This is a genomic window from Halomonas sp. MMH1-48, from assembly GCF_022348105.1.
Lineage (GTDB): Bacteria > Pseudomonadota > Gammaproteobacteria > Pseudomonadales > Halomonadaceae > Vreelandella > Vreelandella piezotolerans.
In genome coordinates, this window is the sequence record NZ_JAKRFL010000008.1 from 68,986 (window position 1) to 89,592 (window position 20,607).

At 57.6% G+C, this 20,607-nt stretch carries 13 protein-coding genes; 8 read left to right on the plus strand and 5 right to left on the minus strand.

The features are described from left to right. The first annotated feature begins 7 nt into the window (after nucleotides 1–7). From MHM37_RS09440 to MHM37_RS09460, 5 genes are all read left to right on the plus strand, one after another. The gene (locus MHM37_RS09440; RefSeq protein ID WP_239296452.1) at nucleotides 8–1,513 is read left to right on the plus strand and encodes a tripartite tricarboxylate transporter permease; all 1,506 of its coding nucleotides are present in this window, start codon (nucleotides 8–10) and stop codon (nucleotides 1,511–1,513) included. Between the two features lie 32 nt (nucleotides 1,514–1,545). Continuing rightward, nucleotides 1,546–3,153 (plus strand): gamma-glutamyltransferase family protein, encoded by a 1,608-nt coding sequence (locus MHM37_RS09445; RefSeq protein WP_239296453.1) that lies wholly within the window; start codon nucleotides 1,546–1,548, stop codon nucleotides 3,151–3,153. 106 nt (nucleotides 3,154–3,259) lie between these two features. Then, nucleotides 3,260–5,101, plus strand: coding sequence for an ABC transporter ATP-binding protein (locus tag MHM37_RS09450; protein ID WP_219862998.1), 1,842 nt, complete (start codon nucleotides 3,260–3,262; stop codon nucleotides 5,099–5,101). A 133-nt stretch (nucleotides 5,102–5,234) separates the two neighbouring features. Continuing rightward, nucleotides 5,235–6,917 carry a methyl-accepting chemotaxis protein gene (locus MHM37_RS09455; protein ID WP_153842209.1) on the plus strand — a complete coding sequence of 561 codons (1,683 nt, stop codon included), beginning with the start codon at nucleotides 5,235–5,237 and terminating at the stop codon, nucleotides 6,915–6,917. Between the two features lie 165 nt (nucleotides 6,918–7,082). Continuing rightward, a complete protein-coding gene (locus MHM37_RS09460) occupies nucleotides 7,083–8,234 on the plus strand; it encodes an EAL domain-containing response regulator (protein WP_153842208.1) in 1,152 nt (383 codons plus the stop codon). A 78-nt stretch (nucleotides 8,235–8,312) separates the two neighbouring features. Here MHM37_RS09460 and MHM37_RS09465 read toward each other — a convergent pair whose 3' ends face one another. Together MHM37_RS09465 and MHM37_RS09470 are read right to left on the minus strand one after the other, a co-directional pair. Further along, nucleotides 8,313–10,568: an ATP-binding protein gene (locus MHM37_RS09465; RefSeq protein WP_239296454.1), complete on the minus strand. Its 2,256-nt coding sequence runs from the start codon at nucleotides 10,566–10,568 to the stop codon at nucleotides 8,313–8,315. A gap of 25 nt (nucleotides 10,569–10,593) precedes the next feature. Further along, complete coding sequence (locus MHM37_RS09470; protein ID WP_239296455.1) at nucleotides 10,594–11,100, minus strand: molybdopterin-dependent oxidoreductase; 507 nt, start codon at nucleotides 11,098–11,100, stop codon at nucleotides 10,594–10,596. A 155-nt stretch (nucleotides 11,101–11,255) separates the two neighbouring features. Here MHM37_RS09470 and MHM37_RS09475 point away from each other — a divergent pair, with 155 nt between their 5' ends. Next, nucleotides 11,256–11,972, plus strand: coding sequence for a response regulator transcription factor (locus MHM37_RS09475; RefSeq protein WP_139525230.1), 717 nt, complete (start codon nucleotides 11,256–11,258; stop codon nucleotides 11,970–11,972). 99 nt (nucleotides 11,973–12,071) lie between these two features. On the opposite strand, the gene arfA is transcribed toward MHM37_RS09475, so the two are convergent. The 3 genes from arfA to MHM37_RS09490 form a co-directional block, all read right to left on the minus strand. Continuing rightward, complete coding sequence (gene arfA / locus MHM37_RS17180) at nucleotides 12,072–12,401, minus strand: alternative ribosome rescue factor ArfA (protein WP_239296456.1); 330 nt, start codon at nucleotides 12,399–12,401, stop codon at nucleotides 12,072–12,074. 127 nt (nucleotides 12,402–12,528) lie between these two features. Then, nucleotides 12,529–13,413 (minus strand): uroporphyrinogen-III C-methyltransferase, encoded by an 885-nt coding sequence (gene cobA / locus MHM37_RS09485; RefSeq protein WP_139525229.1) that lies wholly within the window; start codon nucleotides 13,411–13,413, stop codon nucleotides 12,529–12,531. After that, nucleotides 13,373–16,096, minus strand: coding sequence for a nitrate reductase (locus MHM37_RS09490; RefSeq protein WP_239296457.1), 2,724 nt, complete (start codon nucleotides 16,094–16,096; stop codon nucleotides 13,373–13,375). Before MHM37_RS09490 ends, cobA begins: the two co-directional genes overlap by 41 nt. 634 nt (nucleotides 16,097–16,730) lie before the next feature. On the opposite strand from MHM37_RS09490, the gene MHM37_RS09495 reads away from it, so the two are divergent. Next, a complete protein-coding gene (locus MHM37_RS09495) occupies nucleotides 16,731–18,038 on the plus strand; it encodes an FAD-dependent oxidoreductase (protein ID WP_139525227.1) in 1,308 nt (435 codons plus the stop codon). Between the two features lie 17 nt (nucleotides 18,039–18,055). Beyond that, complete coding sequence (nirB, locus tag MHM37_RS09500; protein WP_239296458.1) at nucleotides 18,056–20,581, plus strand: nitrite reductase large subunit NirB; 2,526 nt, start codon at nucleotides 18,056–18,058, stop codon at nucleotides 20,579–20,581. The last annotated feature ends 26 nt before the right edge of the window (nucleotides 20,582–20,607 follow it).

The following is a 20,607-nucleotide window of genomic DNA, read 5'->3' on the forward strand; positions in this document are numbered from 1 at the left end:
ACGACCAATGACTCATTTCTTTCTTCAAGCACTCAGCGAGGTCGGAAGCATCTCCGTCCTGGGCTTGATCATCCTCGGCGTGCTGTTCGGTATTGTCGGGGGGAGCATCCCGGGCTTTACCGTGACCATGGCCATTCTAGTGGTCTTCCCTTTCACCTTTGCCATGGACCCGGTTAGCGGCGTATCACTCATGGTCGGCGTGTTTGTCGGCGGATACTCAGGCGGTATCGTATCGGGTGTCATGTTGGGTATACCGGGGACACCTTCATCGATAACGACCGTTTATGACGGCTATCCGATGGCCCAAAAGGGCGAACCCGGCAGAGCCCTAGGCATTGGCGTGATGGCCTCTTTTCTGGGCACGATTATCAGCGTGGCCGTGCTGGTCTTCTTTGGACCGCTGATTGCCAGTTTCAGCATGAATTTCCGCCCTTGGGAAATTACCGCGCTGATTCTCTTTGCCCTTACTCTAGTAGCCGGGTTATCGAATGGCGCGCTCTTGAAAGGCCTCTTGGCCGCCGCGCTAGGCTTGTTGATTACCACCGTCGGCTATGACCGCAACAGTAACCTGCGATTTGATTTTGACCTGCCTGCGCTTAGCTCGGGATTTGAGATGCTACCCGTAATGATTGGCGTCTTTGCCTTCTCCCAACTGCTCGGCAATATCGAAAAAATGCGCGACGGCCCTGACGGCGGCAAGGGCGTGGATACGAACGTGGCCATTCCTTACCGCCAGATCATGAGGGATATGGCGGGCCAAAAACTCAACACCCTACGCTCGTCATTGATCGGCAGCTTAATCGGCGCGCTACCGGGCACCGGCGGTACCGTTGCCAACTTTGTGAGCTACGATCAGGCGAAAAAGTTTTCCCGCCATCCTGAAACGTTTGGCACCGGAACGCCTAACGGGATCGTTGCCTCTGAGGCCTCCAATAGCGCAGTAGCGGGCGGCGCGTTCGTACCGACGTTAGCACTGGGCATACCGGGGGATCTTCCAATGGCCATCATGATGGGCGTGCTGATTCTTCACGGCATTACGCCAGGCCCGATGATGTTTGAGCAAAACCCCGTTTTGGTCGGCGCCATCTATGCAAGCCTCTTGATCGGTGCGGTAGTGATGGTGCTGTGTAATCTGCTGCTGGTGCGCTGGTTCGCCAAAATTTCGTTAATTCCGCAACAAATATTGGTGCCCATCGTACTGATGCTCTGCGCGATCGGCGCCTATGCACTCAATAACAACCTCTTTGATATCTGGGTGCTGTTTATTTTCGGGATCGTCGGCTACTTGCTGTGGAAGGCGGGGGTTCCTCTCACACCGCTCATTCTCGGCGTGGTGTTGGGCAATAACTTGGAACGGCAGCTTTTCCGGGCGCTCGAACTCGACCCTAACTGGCTCACCTTTCTCACGCGGCCACTCTCTGCCCTGTTCTTAGTGTTGGCGGTCGCTTCGGTCGTCTTCTCGCTCTATCAAGACCGCAAACTGAAACGCCTAAAACCCGCGACATCCCAATAGTGATGACTCATCGACGCAAAGGATTCTACAACATGCATAACGACGCTCTCTATTACCCTAGCGCCTCGCGGCGTATGGCTACCTTTGGCAAGCGTGGCATGGTCGCCACTTCTCAACCGATTGCCGCTCAGGTCGGTATAACTATGTTGCAGCAGGGCGGCAACGCCATTGACGCCGCGATTGCCACGGCTGCCGCACTGACCGTCGTGGAGCCGACCTCGAACGGTATTGGCAGCGACGCGTTTGCGATCGTATGGGTCGATGGGAAGCTACACGGTCTCAATGCCAGCGGGCCTGCCCCCCAGGCGGCCACGATCGAGGCCCTCGAATCTCTGGGGTATGACACCATGCCCAACCACGGCTTGTTACCAGTCACCGTGCCCGGCGCCCCTGCCGCCTGGGCGGCACTCTCCGAGCGCTTTGGCAAACTGCCGTTTGCCGATCTGCTCGCCCCGGCCATTGCACTGGCGGAAGAGGGATTTGCCGTGACGCCAGTGATCCATCAAATGTGGGAAGACGCCTTTCATAACTACGCCACTTACCCAGATGCGGCATTCAAGCCCTGGTTCGATACCTTTGCTCCCAAAGGCCGTGCGCCGCGTCCAGGCGAGCTATGGTCGTCACCCGGCCACGCAAAAAGCTTATCTGCCATTGCGGTTACCAAGGCCGAGGCGTTTTACCGTGGTGAGCTGGCTGAAGCCATCGATGCGTTCTCCCGCGAGCACGGTGGTTTGATTCGTAAAGAGGATTTAGCGGCGTATCAGCCCGAGTGGGTCGACCCGATCAGTGTGCGTTATCAGGGCCACGATATTTGGGAAATTCCGCCCAACGGCAGCGGCATGATCGTGCTGCAGGCACTCGGCATGCTGGAACGGTTAGACCCGTGCCCAGGGGATGCCGTTGAAACCCTGCATCGTCGGATCGAAGCCACCAAGCTTGCCTATATGGATGGCTTCAAACACATCACCGAACGCAGTGAGATGGTGCCTACCACCGAGCAAATGCTCGACGATGCTTACCTCAAGGCACGCGCGGCGCTGATCGGTGAACACGCGGTGGATCCTGCCCACGGCAACCCATTACAGGGAGGCACCGTTTATCTCGCCACCGCGGACGACGATGGCAATATGGTGTCGTTCATCCAGAGTAACTTCAAAGGCTTTGGTTCTGGCATGGTAGTACCCGGCACCGGGATTAGCCTACAAAACCGCGGTTGGTCGTTCTCGCTAGATCCTGAACATGCCAATGCACTGGCCCCCGGCAAGCGCACTTATCACACCATCATTCCGGGCTTCATCACCAAAGATGATCAGGCCGTTGGGCCCTTTGGTGTGATGGGCGGTTATATGCAGCCCCAGGGTCAGGTGCAAGTGGTCACGTCAATGATCGAGGATCAGTTGAATCCGCAAGCTGCGCTGGACATGCCGCGCTGGAAATGGACCACGGGTAGAACGGTCGAGGTGGAAGCCGACTTCCCCAACCACTTGGCACTGGCGCTCGCCCGGCGCGGCCATAAGATCGTCAAGGTAGCCGACTCCATCAGCTTTGGCCGTGGTCAAATCATTCTCCGCGACCCTGTTACTGGCGTGCTGCAGGGCGGCACCGAACCCCGCACCGATGGGGCAGTACTGCCGCTATAGTGCTTTTCAGCTCATCACCTGCTGCCCGAGTAAGGGCAGCAGGCTGGCTATCAACGCCAAAGCACCGCATCATGGCAGCCTATTGAATTGATGCTGCTACGCCACGATGCCGTACTCTCCTTCTTCTGCCTCCCCATTTAATCGCTTTTTCAGCGTGTTTCGCTACAGTCGCCGTGCTCTGTTTCTGGTATGGGAAACCTCACGCTGGATGATGCTGGGCTTGGCGCTTTGTACGCTGGTGGCAGGCGTGCTGCCCGCGGTGGCCGCCTATGTGGGTCAACTGATCGTCGATGGCGTGTTGGCGGCCATGGAGAGTTATGAGGCGGCCCGTCAACCGGATGTATGGGTAACGCTAATGCCGGTACTGGGCCTAGTAGCGCTCGAAGGCGCTATCATTGCGTTGATGGCGTTAGCCCAGCGTGGTCTCTCGGCCCAACAGTCGCTGTTAAGGGCATTGCTCGGTCAGAAAGTGAACGTCATGATTCTGGAAAAAGCGGGCACCCTATCGCTTAGCCAGTTTGAAGACTCAGAGCTTTACGACCAGCTCACTCGGGCTCGGAGAGAGGCCTCGACCCGCCCACTGGCATTGGTCAATAAAACCTTTGGGCTGCTGCAGAATGCCATTTCACTTGGCAGCTTTGCTTTTCTACTGGTGCAGTTTTCACCCTGGGCGCTACTGATCTTAGTGGTGGGCGCGCTACCGGTATTTTTCTCCGAAGCGAAATTCTCTGGCGATGCTTTCCGACTATTTCGCTGGCGTTCACCGCAAACCCGCATGCAGATGTACCTAGAAACCGTACTGGCCCGAGAGGATAGCATCAAAGAGGTCAAACTATTCGGTTTGGAGTCGCGTTTCCTGCAGCGCTACCGGGATATTTTTCATCAGCTCTATGGCGAAGACCGCCGCTTGACGTTGCGCCGTGAAAGCTGGGGCTTCGTGCTGGGCCTACTCGGAACGCTAACGTTCTACGCGGCCTATGGTTGGGTCGTCGTCGAAACCGTTATCGGCGCGCTAACACTCGGGCAGATGACCATGTACTTAATGGTTTTCAAGCAAGGCCAAAGTGCGCTGTCGGCCAGCCTCACCGCCGTTAGCGGCATGTACGAAGATAACCTCTACCTTTCCAACTTGTATGAATACCTGGAACAGCCCACCGAGGCCGACGCTGGCCATGTGACCCAAGGTGCCGTGCAGGGCGACGGTCTACGTTTCGAGCAGGTGAGCTTTGCCTACCCCGGTGGCCATGACGTGTTGCATGATATTTCGTTGCATATCCCTCCCGGCAGTAGCCTTGCCTTGGTGGGCGAAAATGGCTCGGGCAAAACTACGCTGATCAAACTATTGACGCGGCTTTACCGACCGACCCGGGGACGCATCTTGCTGGATGGCAGCGATCTCAACGACTGGGATACCCAAACGCTCAGAGCAAGAGTGGGGGTCATTTTTCAAGATTTCGTACGTTACCAGCTAAGCGTGGGTGAAAACCTTGGGGTAGGAGACATCGCGGCCTTCGATGATCAACAGCGCTGGCAACAGGCCGCCAAAGATGGCCTAGCCGATGGTTTCATCGCACGCATGCCCGATGGCTACCACACCCAGCTTGGACGCTGGTTCAAAAATGGCCAAGAGCTCTCGGGCGGACAGTGGCAGAAAGTAGCACTATCCCGCGCTTACATGCGCAAAGAGGCCGATATACTGGTACTGGACGAGCCCACCGCCGCGATGGATGCCGCCGCAGAGGCGGATGTCTTTGCCCGCTTTCGTGATCACAGCCGCGACAAGATGACGATTCTGATCTCCCATCGTTTCTCGACCGTCCGCAGCGCCGACCACATCATCGTCATCGACCAAGGGCGCATCATCGAGCGCGGTACCCATGACACGCTCATGGAGACGAACGGGCGCTATGCGGCGCTGTTTCGTTTGCAGGCAGAAGGGTATCAATGACAAATATTCACACTTTACCCCGAGCCATTGTTCAAACGTAAACAATAGTGACACCGGCTTGTCCGTTATCGCCAGCCCTTTTATCTAATCGTATAGTTGAAGCATCCCAAAAAAGGCACGGGGGTGCTGCAAAATGAAAACCATTCACAAAATCAGCTTTAAATACGCGGCTGCTTTTATCGTTGTCGCTTTATCGCTCTTAGCGGTCGTCATTGCCGATGCGATGCTCGTCAACATGGTCAAAGGCCGACTCAATACGTTTATCGAAAACTACATTCCTGCCATGTCGGCGACGCTCAATGCCGATCGCGACTTATACCAAGCGCGTGTAGCGCAAATGGAATACGTATTGACGGAGCCGAGCTCCGAAAAAAGTACTGAACTGCTTGCAAGCTATGAAGAGAATGCACAACAAGCCTATGACAGAATGCAAGTGTATGCTCAGAAAATGCAAAACTACCCTTTACTCACAGAACACCTGCAAAACTTTGAACCTCTTTATGACAGCTGGAGGGTGGAGAGCCAACGGGTCTTTGAATTATATAATGCGGGAAATATCGAAGCCGCTTTAACTGCATTATCGGGTAGCTCCCTCGAGAGTTTCGAGCGCCTTCGCGAACTGTACGACATCTCTGACCAAAGCATTGAACGGGCAACAATAGAGGCAGAAACGACCGTATTAAATAGAATCAAAGCTCAACAAACAGCGACACTCGCTTTTTCGGGCATCGTCTTTTTAGTTGTCTTATTGATTGCTTTCATCGGCCCTAAATTGATGTCTAAAGCGATACGACAAGTGAGCTTCCGAATTAAAGAAATTACCGATGGCGATGGCGATTTAACCGCGCGTATTCATAATCAGCGTAAAGATGAGCTGGGAGAACTGGCGGTAGCGTTCAACGCCTTTATCCAGCGTATCGATGAGACCCTGCAATCCGTCAGCAGCAGCACGATTAGCTTACAGCACGCGTCAACGGAAATCGCTAAAGGCAGCCAAGAACTGGCCACACGTACCGAGCAAGCGGCTGCAAACTTACAACAGACGTCTGCCTCCATGGAGCAAATTGCCGCCGTAGTGAATAACGCATCCGACGCTGCCCAGCAAGCGAACCAGCTAGCGCTATCGACCCGAGACATTGCCCATCAAGGTTTGAATGCCATGCAGGGCGTTCAGAAAACCATGGGCAGCATTAGCGAGTCGTCCGGCCAGATCAGTGACATCGTCACCATGATCGAAAGCATTGCCTTTCAAACCAATATATTGGCTCTCAACGCCTCGGTCGAAGCAGCCAGAGCAGGAGAGCATGGCAGAGGCTTTGCCGTGGTGGCACAAGAGGTACGCATCCTGGCAAGCCGCACGAGTGAAGCGTCGAAGAGCATTTCCGAGCTCATTAGCACGTCGGCGGAACGCACCCACTCCGGCGTCTCGCAAGTAAAAGCCGCCAGCGACACGCTGCACAGCATGATGCAAAGCATCGAGCGGGTTGCCGATGTGGTGGCAGAAATCAGTGCCGGGGCAAAAGAGCAAAGCGTGGGCATTGGTCAAGTCAATGACGCGGTGAACGAACTCGATAGCATGACGCAGCACAATGCATCGATGGTGGAGGAGTCTAGCGCTGCCGCTGCGGAACTGCGCGAGCAGGCAGATCGACTCAGTACGCTGGTGGGCTCCTTCAAATTGAGCCACAGTGATTCGAACGTTGATTCGAAGCGTCAAGCTTTACTTGATCAAACAATGAAACGCACACTACCTTTATCAACTACAGTGCCTAAGAATTTAGTGAGTCGCCCAGCCCCTCAATGGGAGTCTTTCTAATGTCATCAATGATACTTCTCGTTTGAATTAACGGCGTTTCCATGCGTCTTCGGGTTTCTCCCCTGGCCCCCGAAGGCGCTTTTGCACTGCCGGGACTGGCCATGCGTTTGTTGAGCAGCACTACACCACTGCCCTACAAACGCTTCTTATATGCAAGGACACATCATGCCTCCCAGTGCGTTAGTGATCGATGATGACGTCGATATACAGTTGCTTGGAAAAATGCTGCTGAGCCGACATGGGTTTGATGTCGCCACCGCCGGTTGTCTAGGAGAACTGGCGCGCCAACCTGGCCTTCTCAACACGCATCTAATCGTGCTCGATTTTGGCTTGGGTGACTTTACCGGGCTGGATATTCTCGACTATCTCTATGATCTCAAGATTCTTGCCCCTATCTTGCTGCTGAGCAGTTGTTCGGACGAAACGGCCGCCCATGCGATTGCCGAAGGTAAAGCCAAAGGGCTAAAGATGTTGGGGTTCCTCCCCAAAGCGAAGCTCATGACCGGGCTTGGCGACTTTATCGAACAGATAGAGGCGTCGCCGAAACCACCCTCGGTGGGGGAATTAGCCCAGGCCATCAAGCAGCAGCATATTTGCCTTGCGCTGCAGCCTAAGCTCTCACTGGCAACTGGCATCGTCGTGGGGGCTGAAGCGTTGGTGCGCTGGGAAGATCCAACGCGCGGAACGATTTATCCCGACAGCTTCATTCCTCTCGCTGAAAAAAGCGGGCTGATGGTACCCCTGACGTGGTGTATTCTAGAGCTCGCTTTTGCACAGCTGGCCGATTGGCACGCTCGGGGGCTGCCGCTGAGCATCGCCGTCAATGTGCCGGCCGCGTTCATCAAAGCCGAAAACATGCTGTCCATGTTCGACACGCTCTGTGGCAAATACCCTATCGATATGACAAAGGTCACATTGGAGCTGACGGAGTCGGTAGGCGTAGAGTGTCTGGGGTATGCTCGACACATTTTGGACGAACTGCGCAAACGAGGGTGCAAGTTAGCCCTAGACGACTTCGGTACCGGATACTCTTCGCTGACCCAGCTCTACCGATTACCGTTCGATGAATTAAAACTCGATCGAAGTTTCGTTTCTTTCATCGACAGCGAGCCCAACGCTCAGGCAATTACGCTCTCCATCGTCGAGCTAGGCGCGCGTTTGGGAATGAGTGTCGTGGCCGAAGGCATCGAAAACGCGGAGCAGCAGACACTACTCACCAAGGCAAAGTGTCCGGTTGGTCAAGGCTATTTCATCTCTCGCCCTCTTGCCCCCACTCAGTTCGAGAAGTGGTTAGGGCACCAAACGATGGTGGCCTAAAGCGCTTCGTCCTCACCCACCGAATATGTAGCGGCTGCTTTCAAAGCGACGTTGAATCAACTCTGGAAGCGGCAGTTCCTATATGGCTATCAAACCATGATCCAACAAGGCTTGCTGCGTGGTGAATTTCAGCGCTTCCAACGTATCTAAAAATCCCACGATCGATGCATCACTCTCCTGGTGAGCGCCTTTTTCCAAAAGAGCGGCTTGTTCAGCAATCGCAGCACAGCCCAGTGAGGCGGCGGCCCCTTTGAGGGAGTGTGCCTCTTTACGTAATGACTCATGGTCCCCTGCAAGCCAACATGCGCGAAGCCGAATCAAACGCTCCTCTAAGCGAGCTAGAAAGGCGTTCAGCAGCGCGTTGAGTGATACCGAGTCAAACGCTTCCTGCAGCTCAGCACATATTTTGCGATCTAGCAGGTCCAGCACACCACGCTCACTTACAAAGGAAACTGCTGCGCCCTTTTGCTCGCTGACGTCGCTGCCATGTCGTTCAAGACGCCCAATGCTGACGTTAGCGCTGGGAACAAAGCGGCTAATCAGCTGATACAGTTCTTCTCGCGTGAACGGTTTGTTGATCATGTCATCCATGCCGCTTTCGAAGCAGCGCTCACGGTGCTCGGGCATGACGTTGGCCGTCATGGCCACGATGGGAAGCCTCGGCAGAGCATTCTCCTTTTCGAAGGCCCGCCAGCGCAGCGTCGTGTCAGGGCCATCCAACACCGGCATCTGCATATCCATCAACACGAGATCGATGAGTGCATACTCCTCTTGAAGTTGCTGCAACGCTGACTGGCCATTCTCGGCAATCGTGACACGCTGCCCGAGCTGTTCCAGCATGACTTTCGCCACTGTCTGGTTGATCGGGTTATCTTCCACGACCAGGATATGATGATCGTCCACCAGCGTGGCTTGCTGTTCGCTGCGATGATAGACCTCCAAACCCTCTGTTGCCGGTAGCGCGACCGAAAACCAGAAGCGGCTGCCCAAACCTACTTGGCTGGCGACACCGATCTCGCCCTCCATGGCATGAACGAGCCGTTTGCAGATAGCTAATCCAAGCCCCGTGCCTTCGTGACGGCGCGCGATCGACGTATCTACTTGTGAAAAAGCGCAGAACAGTCTTGCTTGATCTTCTGCATCGATACCGCATCCCGTGTCTTGGACCTCGAACAGTACGTCATGCCCCTCCCCCGGTGCCGCATGAAACGTCACGGAGCCCTCCTCGGTAAATTTCAGCGCATTGTTGATCAGGTTCATGATGACTTGGCGAAGGCGAGCAATGTCGCCCATTACGAAGCGTGGCAGCGAGGGGTCGATGGAGTAATTGAACACGACCGGCTTACTCTTCTCTTGCAGCACATACCCCGTACAGAGCGCTTCGATACACTCATGGAGATCGAAGGGGCGAGCGTCCAAATCGAGCCGACCGCTCTCGATTTTGGTGTAATCCAGAATATCGTTGATCACGGCGCGCAAACTCTCGGCACTGCGTTTGAGTGCCGACAAATACGCGTAACCTCGGGGTGAATGCACTTCTTCACTCAGCAGATCGGCCATGCCGACCACGCCGTTGAGGGGTGTACGAATCTCATGGCTCATTACCGCCATGAACTGGGATTTGGCTTGGCTGGCGATTTCAGCGCGCTTGGCCGTCTCTTTTAGCTCTCGGCTCTTCACCTCTAGCGCTTGGGCCTTGCGAATACTGATTTTGCCTTCGATGAGCAGGGCGCGAACTAGCAGACCGCCCGATAACATGAGCGAGAGCAGAAGGATCAAAGCTAACCCATAAAGCTGGGTCATCTTTTCCCGCTCTAACGTGCGCAGTCGCGCAACGCTCGCATTGGTATCGATTAAGATAGAGCCTGTCATTTGTTGCAGACGGACCGTATGGTCGATTGCCCGACGGATCATCTCGTCATTTAAACGGCTTGAATCCTCCCAAAGGGGCTCGATCAATCGGTCGATGTCATCAATCACGGCGGCGGCTTTTTCGACCAGTGCATTGACGCCCTCGATTTTAGACACCGCCAAATTTATCTCTCCCTGCTGGAAGAGCGTTTTCCGACTAAACAGTATTTCAAAGCGTAGCAATAGGTCTTCTGCCGTCGCACTGCCTACTTGGTTATCCACCAGCAACAAATGAAACTCGCGCACTTCCCTATCGAACTGATACCCCGTCCATACGAGGTTTTCCAGTAACCGATTTTCGATGGCGTGTTGCCGCTGGAAAATCACGCCGCCTGTGATGATGGCCGACAGAAAAAAGAGGATCGCTGAAAACGTCGCGACCCTCACACGACGCGAAAAGTAGTGTTTCAAGACAGGCAACATGGTCTTTACCTAGACGTCGCGACGACTACTCGACCTCGATCCGCTTGATTTGCCAAACCGAGCGTGTAAGGACTTCTTCGTTCAACAGCGCAGGAGTTTCATCGAAGGGATAAATGATGAACAGCGGCCCATGATCGCGCACTCTCAATGGCTGCCCATCGGCGCGCATCGCTAAAATGACTTCATGATCATAAAAATCGCTAACCGGCACCTTAGAGGAGTAGTCGTTGAGCGCCACGACGTTGAGCTGCTCGCCATCGGCCCCCACAGCTTCCAATAACGCCCTTCCCAACGGCCCTTCAAAGCTCACCACCCCATCGTGCCAAGGCGTGCTAGTGTTCGTGGTACGCTGCGTCAATGCTTCCAGCATAGCTTTATCGAAATGTGCTTCGTCACCGACGTTAGTTTGGGAAATGTTGCCCGCCACTTCTAAAATCACCGTGCCAGTAGGCGCATCGAGGGCTTGCGCAGCGTTGAAGACACATGTCCCCACTAAAATGAGAAGAGTTTTATTAATCAGACGCTTAGCCATTTTATACCTCCTAAATGATGAACGAAGTATAGCGCTACGACTTAAGCGTTAACTGTAAACCTTTGTGTCGTTCCCCCTACCTAAACTAGAATTAACGCATGAGTTTTCCATCCATGGTGTGAGGTTGATCACACGATAAAAATAGGTAACTCACTATGCATATCGGTGTGCTGGAAGATGATCTCGACCAACAGGCATTTATTGAGCAGTGTTTGCTATCAGCAGGGCATCAGGTCTCTCTTTTTGCTAGGGCAAGTGAGCTCAGGCGCGCCACGCAAGAGCAGCGCTTCGACTTTCTGATTATCGACTGGCGACTGCCCGATGGGTGCGGCATGGACGTGGTAAGCCACCTTCGTCAAAACGACGGCTGGCGTGGCCCCATTCTATTTATTACCGCCAGCCAAGGTGAAGACGACGTCGTTAAAGCACTGGAACAAGGCGCCGATGATTTTCTGGCGAAGCCGCTGCGCCCCAAAGAGTTTTTAGCCCGCATTAGCGCACTGGGCCGTCGAGCCGGCTACGATACGCCCCGCCCCTCCGTTTCCTGCCCGCGCGCTTTTGCGATCAACACCGACGAGCACACGATCAAAGTCGACGGTCACGCCGTGGAGCTAACCGAGCGGGAATATCGCCTAGCCACGCTGTTTTTTTCCAAAGTGGGTGAGCTGTTGAGCCGTGCACATTTGCTGGAGCTGGTTTGGGGCATTAAAGGTGACGTATCGACACGAACGGTAGATACCCATGTCAGCCGTCTTCGCCGGAAATTGGAGCTAGATGGTCGCCATGGGCTGCGCCTGCGCAGCGTGTATCAGTCGGGTTACCGTATGGAGGTGTGCAGCACCTCTGCCGTCGAACAGCGAGTCGCCAATTAAAAAAAGCCGACCTAGCGGTCGGCCAAAAGCTGATGAGAGTCTGCAGACTGGCAAATTGCCTGCAGCGATGCCTGGGGAAGGCATCGCCAAAACGCTGGTTCAAGCGGCTTGGCGATGCCCTCTTTGAGCATGACGCCCTTTACGAGAGTAGCTGCCCTTCCCTTTCTTCGGCGTTTGCTGCTGCATTTTGAACATAGGGGTACGTAACTGCGCTTTGAGCGCGTTTTCGCCAACCTTGTGTTTTTTCATAGAATACTCCTGGTTTATTAAGAGACGCTTAACCGGGCAGTGGAAGCCTTCGCTCCTATGAACATTCGCGTCGCCATCGGTTCCTGCCAGCACGGTAGTTTTCAACAAGCCCCATGAGATGCCGAATGGCCGACCGTACTGCTGCTGGCCAACATCGCGCTTAGAGACATCGTCGTGCACTCCTGACTCTCCTCTCCACGGCCTTGTTGATAGCATGTTAACGAATATGGGGAGAGCCTTTGAAGACTTCAACCCCAGCGTTTTAAACGCTTCGCAAAAGAACACGACTCGGCTATCAACGCTGCTTTCAGCACTGCGTTTGAGAGAGTCGAGCGGCGGGGCTGTGGGCCACCATGCTCACCACGCTGCCCACCATGATTAGGCAAGGCGATGGCAGCGGCCGAGCAGCGAGGCGTTCGGGTATGTCGGAAAGCGTGCCCACCAGTGACTGCTGCTCGGGCTGGCTGGCGTTGGCTACCAGCATGACGGGCCACGTATCGGGCAGACCCGCTTGGCGCAAGCCATGGCAAATGGCCGCCACTTTGGAAAGCCCCATGTAGAACACCAGGGTCTCGTCCTGACGCGCCAGCGACGCCCAGTCCGGCATCCCGCCTTCCCGGCATAGCTGCGCCGTAATGAAACGCACCTGCTGGGCGTGGCCGCGATCGGTGAGCGGAATCCCCATCCCCGCCGCTGCGGCGGAGGCGGCGGTAATGCCCGGCACGATCTCGGCGGGCAGCCCCGCCTCTGCCAGGGCTGCAAGCTCTTCGCCCATACGCCCGAAGACGCCGGGATCGCCGCCCTTCAACCGCACCACCGACTTGCCTGCCTGGGCCAGGGAGACGATCAGCGCACCGATCTCCGCTTGGGGCATGCTGTGATGCCCGCTGGCTTTGCCGACGTAGTAGCGCTCGGTGCCCGGCGGAACGAGCCCCAACACGTCGTCCCCAACTAGGCGGTCATACACGACCGCGTCTGCCTGCATCAGCAGTCGCGCGGCTTTGAGCGTCAGCAATTCGACATCGCCGCTACCCGCGCCGACCAAATAGACGGTGCCTGGCTGGCAGGCACCGCTGAGCGGCAAGCGCAAGCGTGGGGCGTTATCGCGGCTCAACGGCGCCCACGCCCGCTGGGCCAGACGCCACAGCGCATCAGGCCACTTCTGTGTTAGCTGTTTGCTTAGCGCGCGCATGAGGCCGCTCCTCTTCGAGTATCGCTTTTAGTTCGGGTAGGCAGCTGCCGCACTGGGTGCCGCAGGCCAATCGTGCGCCTAACGCTTCGACGCTGGTATCGCCTGCATGAATCGCCTTGACGATAGAGGCTTGGCCGACCTGGTGGCAGCTACACACCACCGGCCCCGTATCGACAGCGCCATCGTCGCATCCGGCCAGCAGGCGTCTACGGTGCCGTGTCTCCAGGGTAGCGTCATTGAAGCGCGCTTCAAGCCAGGCTAGCCCGGGCAGTTCGTCGGGGGGGCCCACCATCAGCCACCAGCAAAGCCGACCGTTCACCACGCCCGCTGCCCGCAGCCTGCCGGTTGCCGGGTCGTCACACCACAGCGAAGCGGGCACGCCGCACCACGCCGCCACCTGCGCCAGCCAATCCGCGACCGGCTGACTATCCGCCAGCTGCCACCGCGTGCAGCTGGCCATCGGGATCCGCGCCCAGTAATCGCTGCGACACCACGGCGACGATGGCGCATCCAACCCGTTGGCGAGCAGCAGCGTCGCCTGCCACGCAGCGGGAAGTTTGCTCACCGCCACCGCCCCCTGTTTGGCTTCCGGCTGTCCGGAGAGCGGATCCGTATACCCCTGAATCAATGCGCCGCTGCGCCCCTGCTTGGTAAAGCAGTCGGTCCAGTGCATCGGCACGAACACCTCGCCTCGGCGTTGGGCGTGGGAGACCCGAACCCGCCCACGGTACTCCCCGGCGGCAGCGGTCAACCTCGCCAAGCCTTGATCCGTCAAGCCAGCCTGGGCGGCATCCTCCGGGTGCAGCTCGATGAAGGGTTCGGCGCGGTGGTTCATCAAGCGCGGCGCACGGGCGGTACGCGTCATAGTATGCCACTGATCCCGTATACGCCCGGTATTCAAACGCAGCGGGTAGTCGTCGCTCAGCGCCTGCGCGGGCGGGCGCGGCGTAATCGGCAGCAGTTTCGCGCGACCGTTCGGCGTCGCAAACCGGCCATCTTCGAACAGCCTTGCCGTTCCACGGGGGGCCTGCTGAGTCACGGGCCACTGGATCGGAGCGAGCGCATCATAAGCCGATTGGCCCAGGCCTGCCAGCCCTGAGATGTCGAATAGCCGCTGGGTATCGCCGCTATTTTCATAGCCTGAAAGGCGCGCGTGCTCATCGAAAATCTCCCATGGCTGGGTGTAATCGAAGGCTTCGCCCCACCCTAAGCGTTTTGCTACTTCGCAGAGTATCCACCAGTCGTGCTTGGCCTCGCCAGGGGCCGGCAGCAACCCCCGCTGGCGGGAAATGCGCCGCTCCGAGTTGGTCACCGTGCCATCCTTCTCCGACCAGCCCGACGCGGGCAGCACGATATCCGCAAAGGGCAGCAGGTCGGTATTGGCGACGCACTCCGAGACGATCACCAGCGGGCATTTTGCCAGCGCGCGGCGCACTTTCTCCCCATCCGGCATACTCACTGCTGGATTGGTGGCCATCACCCACAGGGCGCTAATCTCGCCACGCTCTATGGCATCGAAGAGCTCCACCGCCTTGTAACCCGGGGCGTCCGGTAGTACGGGCGTTAAGTGCTGGGTAGTCCAGAAGCGGCTAACCAACTCACGCGCGCCCGGGGTGTGGTAATCCATATGCGCCGCCAGCTGATTGGCCAACCCGCCTACCTCCCGCCCGCCCATGGCGTTGGGCTGGCCGGTGATCGAAAACGGCCCCGCCCCCGGCAGGCCGATTTTTCCGCCCGCTAGATGGCAGTTGATGATCGCGTTGCACTTGTCGGTACCGCTGGAGGATTGATTCACCCCCTGAGAGTAGAGCGTGACCACGTGAAGCTGGCTGGCAAACCAGTAATAGAAGGTTTCCAGGCGTTCAGGATCCACATCACATTCGCGAGCAACGGCTTCCACGCTGCCTGCACTCTGCTTGGCAGCGCCCAGCGCGTCGTCTAACCCCTCGGTGTGGCGTTCTAAGTACACGGCATCCAATCGGTTATGGTCGTCCATCCACGCCAGCAGCCCGTTGAACAGGTACGCATCGCTACCCGGACGAATACCCAGGTAAAGATCGGCCATTTCACAAGTGTCGGTCACGCGGGGGTCGATCACCACGACCCGCATCAACGGGTTGCGCTCTTTGGCTATCTTCAAACGCTGATAGAGCACCGGATGATTCCAGGCAAGGTTGGACCCCACCAGCACCACCAGTTCCGCTTCTTCGAGGTCTTCATAGCTGCAGGGTACCGCATCGGCCCCAAAGGCGCGTTTATAGCCCGCCACGGCGGACGCCATGCAGAGCCGCGAGTTGGTATCCAAATGCGGGGTGCCCAAGAAACCTTTGAACAGCTTGTTGGCGACGTAATAATCTTCGGTCAGCAGCTGGCCGGATAAGTACGCCGCCACCGTCTGCGGGCCATGGGCAGTGCGCTGGGCCTGCAAGCGTTCGGCGGTGACGGTGAGTGCTTGCTCCCAGGAGACCTCCTGTCCATCCACGCGGGGCATCAGCAAGCGCCCCTGTGCGCCGAGCGTTTCGTGCAGCGCGGTGCCTTTCACACATAGGCGGCCGTAGTTGGCTGGGTGCTCGCGGTCCCCCTCGACGGCAATGAGCTGGCCGCTTTCAAGCGTTGCAGTCACGCCGCAGCCGACGCCGCAGTAGGGGCAGGTGGTTCGGGCGAGCCGATTGACCTGTGGCATGGCAGTTTCCTCCCGCGTTAAAAAGCAAAAAGCGCCCAAGCCAGCTTCAAAAGAAGCCTGCCTGGACGCCGTTGTCTCAGGGGCACCATTTACCCGGTGCCGTACTCATCAGTGATTTGCTGCCGTTGGTATTGTTCGACGCAATTTATGGTTGTGATCGTTATGAGCAAAGACCCTGCACTGAGCCGTTGTTCCTTGTTACTTGAACAAATGCAAACCCTGCGCCCACTCGGCCTTAAAACCATTAAATATTATAAAAACAATAACTTATAAACATGCTTGTATTTTCATTACTCGCTAAAGGAATGCTCTTTGTCGAATAAGCGGCTAAAGGGGGTGCATGAATCGTCGCTCAAGCACCAAAGTAGGGCACGCCCACTCAACTATGCGCGGCCCACCGAATCCTCAAAAACGCTTAATACGCTGATTAAGCTGAATTAAATCCACCTGCGGCAAGAGCTGGCGGGCTTTTTGCTGACCACTAGGATAAGACAGTTCGGCAACCAACGGCGGTTGCTGCGCGTTATCGACGACGCCAACGGGCAACGACGCCCCTGACACTCCCTTCTTGAGAGGGCTGTGCCAGGGGCGTTTTTATTTGCTGAACATGATGCTTCAACCAAAGGAGCTACCCATGGAAATCGCTTCCCGGTGCTCACAGACAGACCACCTCGTCATCATCGGTAACGGCATGGCGAGCCAGCGACTGCTCGACGCGCTGGTTCGACATCCCCAGCGCCCCCACCGCATTACGGTGGTGGGTGAGGAGCCGGTGCCTGCCTATAACCGTATTTTGCTCTCCCCTTTATTGGCAGGCGAACTGGCGCCCGAGGCGCTCACTCTGCAAGACGCCTCCTGGTACGCCGATAACGACGTCACGCTGATACTTGGCGACCGCGTGACCGCCATCGACCGCGAACGCCGCCTGCTCATCACACATCGCGGCAACACGTTACGCTATGACCGCTTGGTCTTGGCCACTGGCTCGCGCCCCGCGCTGCCAGCGGTGCCCGGCATCACGCTCGACGGTGTTCACACGTTTCGCGACCTGCGCGACGTCAGCGCCTTGGAAGCCATTGCTCGGCAAGGCGGCAACGCCGTGGTGATTGGCGGCGGCTTGCTTGGGCTGGAAGCCGCCGAAGGGCTGCGCAAACGGGGCGGACGCGCGCTCACCGTCAGCGTTTTGCAGCGCAGTCATCGGTTGATGAACCGTCAGCTAGACACCACCGCCGCTCAGTTGCTGGAAGCCACGCTGCGCGAACGCGGCATCCTCATTGAAACCGGCGCATCGCTCGCCGCCTTGGAAGATAACGGTCGAGGACAGGTGCAGTCGGTCACCCTGAGCGATGGCCGAAAGCTTCCTGCCGATAGCATCATCGTGGCGGCGGGCATTACCCCGAATGCGGAGCTAGGACAGCAGAGTGGACTCGTCTGCGATCGCGCCATCGTCGTGGACGGCCACCTGACCACTTCCGACGCCCACATCCATGCGCTAGGCGAATGCTGCCAGTTCGAGCAGCACACTTACGGGCTGGTGGAACCGATTTGGCGGCAGGTGGACGTGCTGGCCGCCGTGCTGTGTGGTGAAACGCCCGCGGCGTATCAAGAAGCCCCCACGGCCACCAAACTCAAGGTCAGCGGTGTCAGCCTGTTTGCCTTTGGCCCCACCGAGGCCGCCGCCAAGCACGAAGAACTTCGCTACCAAGACCCAGAAACCGGCGACTACTGCCGCTTACTGCTCCAGCAAGGCCGCCTCGTCGGCGCGGTGCTGTATGGCGATACCCGCCACGGCCCCTGGTACTTCGAGCAGGCGCTGGCCGCGACCGATTTAACCGCGTGCCGCCACCTGCTTCTGTTTGGCGCCACCGATGCCCAAACGGCGCTCGATGCGCATCTCGACACCTCGTCACCCTCTTTATCTCTCCCCCGTGAGGCGGCTTAGCTATGGTGAATCACACAATGTCTACTCCCACTACGTCTTCCAACAAACAAACGCTGATCATTGTAGGTAACGGCATGGTCGGCCACCATTTTGCCGAACAGCTGGTGGAAAGCGGCGCGCTGGCCGGGTTTGACGTCACTATCTTTGGCGAAGAGCGCCATCGCGCTTACGACCGGGTGCATCTATCCGAGTACTTTAGCGGGCGCGACGCACAGTCGCTGGCCCTGTGTGATGCCGATTACTACCGCAGCCACGGCATTCGACTACGCAGCGGCGAAGCGGTCACCTCGATCGATCGCGAACAGCAGCGGGTGGTGACCGAACAAGGCCACTACGCCTATAACCAGCTCGTGCTGGCCACCGGCTCTTTTCCCTTCGTACCGCCCATTCCCGGCAACGACAGCGACGGCTGTTTGGTCTACCGCACCCTGGATGATCTGGATGCCATTCAGGCAGCGGCCAAAAACGCCACCAACGGCGTGGTGGTCGGTGGCGGCTTGCTCGGCCTGGAAGCCGCCAACGCGCTGCGCGGACTGAACCTGGACACCGCCGTGGTGGAATTCGCCCCGCGTTTGATGCCCATGCAAGTGGATAGCGAAGGCGGCGAGCTGCTCAGAGAGAAAATCGAAGCCCTGGGCGTTCAGGTCCTCACCGAGCGTGCGACTCAACGTATCGAACCCGGCGACACCAGCCGCCTACGCATGGTCTTCCAAGACGACAAGGTGCTGGAAACCGACCTGATCGTCTTCTCCGCCGGTATTCGCCCGCAAGACAGCCTCGCCCGAGAGTGCGGTTTGAGCATCGGCGAACGCGGCGGCGTGGTGATCGACGACCAGTGCCGCACCAGCGACCCGAACATCCTTGCCATTGGCGAGGTAGCGCTGTGGAATCAGAGTATCTTCGGCCTCGTCGCCCCTGGCTACCAAATGGCCAAAACGGCCGTCGCCACGCTAACGGGGGGCGATGACCGTTTTAGCGGTGCCGACATGAGCACCAAACTCAAGCTGCTGGGTGTGGATGTCGGCTCCATTGGCGATGCCCACGGCAACCAACACCCTGGCGCCCGCATGTTCCGCTACCTCGACCCGCTCACCCAGGTCTACCGCAAACTGGTCGTCACGGGCGACGGTAAGAAACTGCTGGGCGCCATGCTGGTAGGCGATAACAGTGTGTATGACACGCTGCTGCAGTACTACGCCAACGGTATCGAGCTGCCTAAGGAACCCGCATCGCTCATTTTGCCGCAACAAAGCGGTGCCGCCCCAGCCCTGGGGCCGGATGCCCTGCCGGACACGGCGATGATTTGCTCCTGCCACAACGTGACCAAAGGCAGCATCTGCAGCGCCATCGACGCGGGCGCGGCGTATCTTGGCAGCGTCAAAGGCGCGACCAAAGCCAGCACCGGCTGCGGCGGCTGCGCGGCGCTGCTCAAAAGCGTGGTGGACCACGAACTGGAGGCCCGCGGCGTCGAGGTGGATACATCGATCTGCGAGCACTTCGCCCATACCCGCCAAGGGCTTTACGACATCGTGCGTGTCGAAGGCATCAAGACGTTCAGCGAGCTGATGGAGAAGCACGGCAACGCCGAGACGCACCAACTAGGCTGCGATATCTGCAAACCGGCGGTGGCCTCGATTCTCGCCTCCTGCTTCAACGAGCCGATCACCGATGCCGCCCACGTGCCGCTGCAGGATACCAACGACACCTTCATGGCCAATATGCAGAAAAACGGCACCTATTCGGTGGTGCCGCGCATTGCCGGCGGTGAAATCACCCCGGATAAACTGGTCGTTCTCGGGCAGGTGGCCCAGAAATATCAGCTCTACACCAAGATTACCGGCGGGCAGCGCATCGACCTGTTCGGCGCGCGGCTGGAAGACCTGCCGGCCATTTGGGGCGAACTGATCGAGGCGGGCTTCGAGACGGGCCACGCTTACGGCAAATCGCTGCGCACCGTGAAATCTTGCGTCGGCAGTACCTGGTGTCGCTACGGCGTGCAGGACAGCGTGGGCATGGCGATTCAATTGGAGAACCGCTACAAGGGCCTGCGTGCCCCGCACAAGATCAAGTTTGGCGTTTCCGGCTGTACCCGGGAGTGCGCCGAAGCGCAGAGCAAAGACATCGGCATCATCGCCACCGAAAACGGCTGGAACCTCTACGTGTGCGGCAACGGCGGCATGCGCCCGCGCCATGCGGAACTCTTCGCCACCGATTTGGATGACGAGCAGCTCTACCGCACCATCGACCGCTTTTTGATGTTCTACGTGCGTACGGCCGACCGCTTACAGCGCACCTCGGTATGGCGGGAAAACCTGGAAGGTGGCCTCGACTACCTCAAAGAAGTGATTCTGGAGGATAGCCTAGGCCTAGGTGACGAGCTGGAGCGTCAAATGCAGCACGTGGTGGAGAGCTACCAATGTGAGTGGGCCAACGCCATCAGCGACCCCGAAAAGCTCAAGCGCTTTAGAAGTTTCGTCAACGATACGCGGCCCGACCCCTCCATCATCATGACGTCGGAGCGCGGCCAGCTCCGCCCTGCGTAATCCAGTGACCACCGAATCGAGGATGA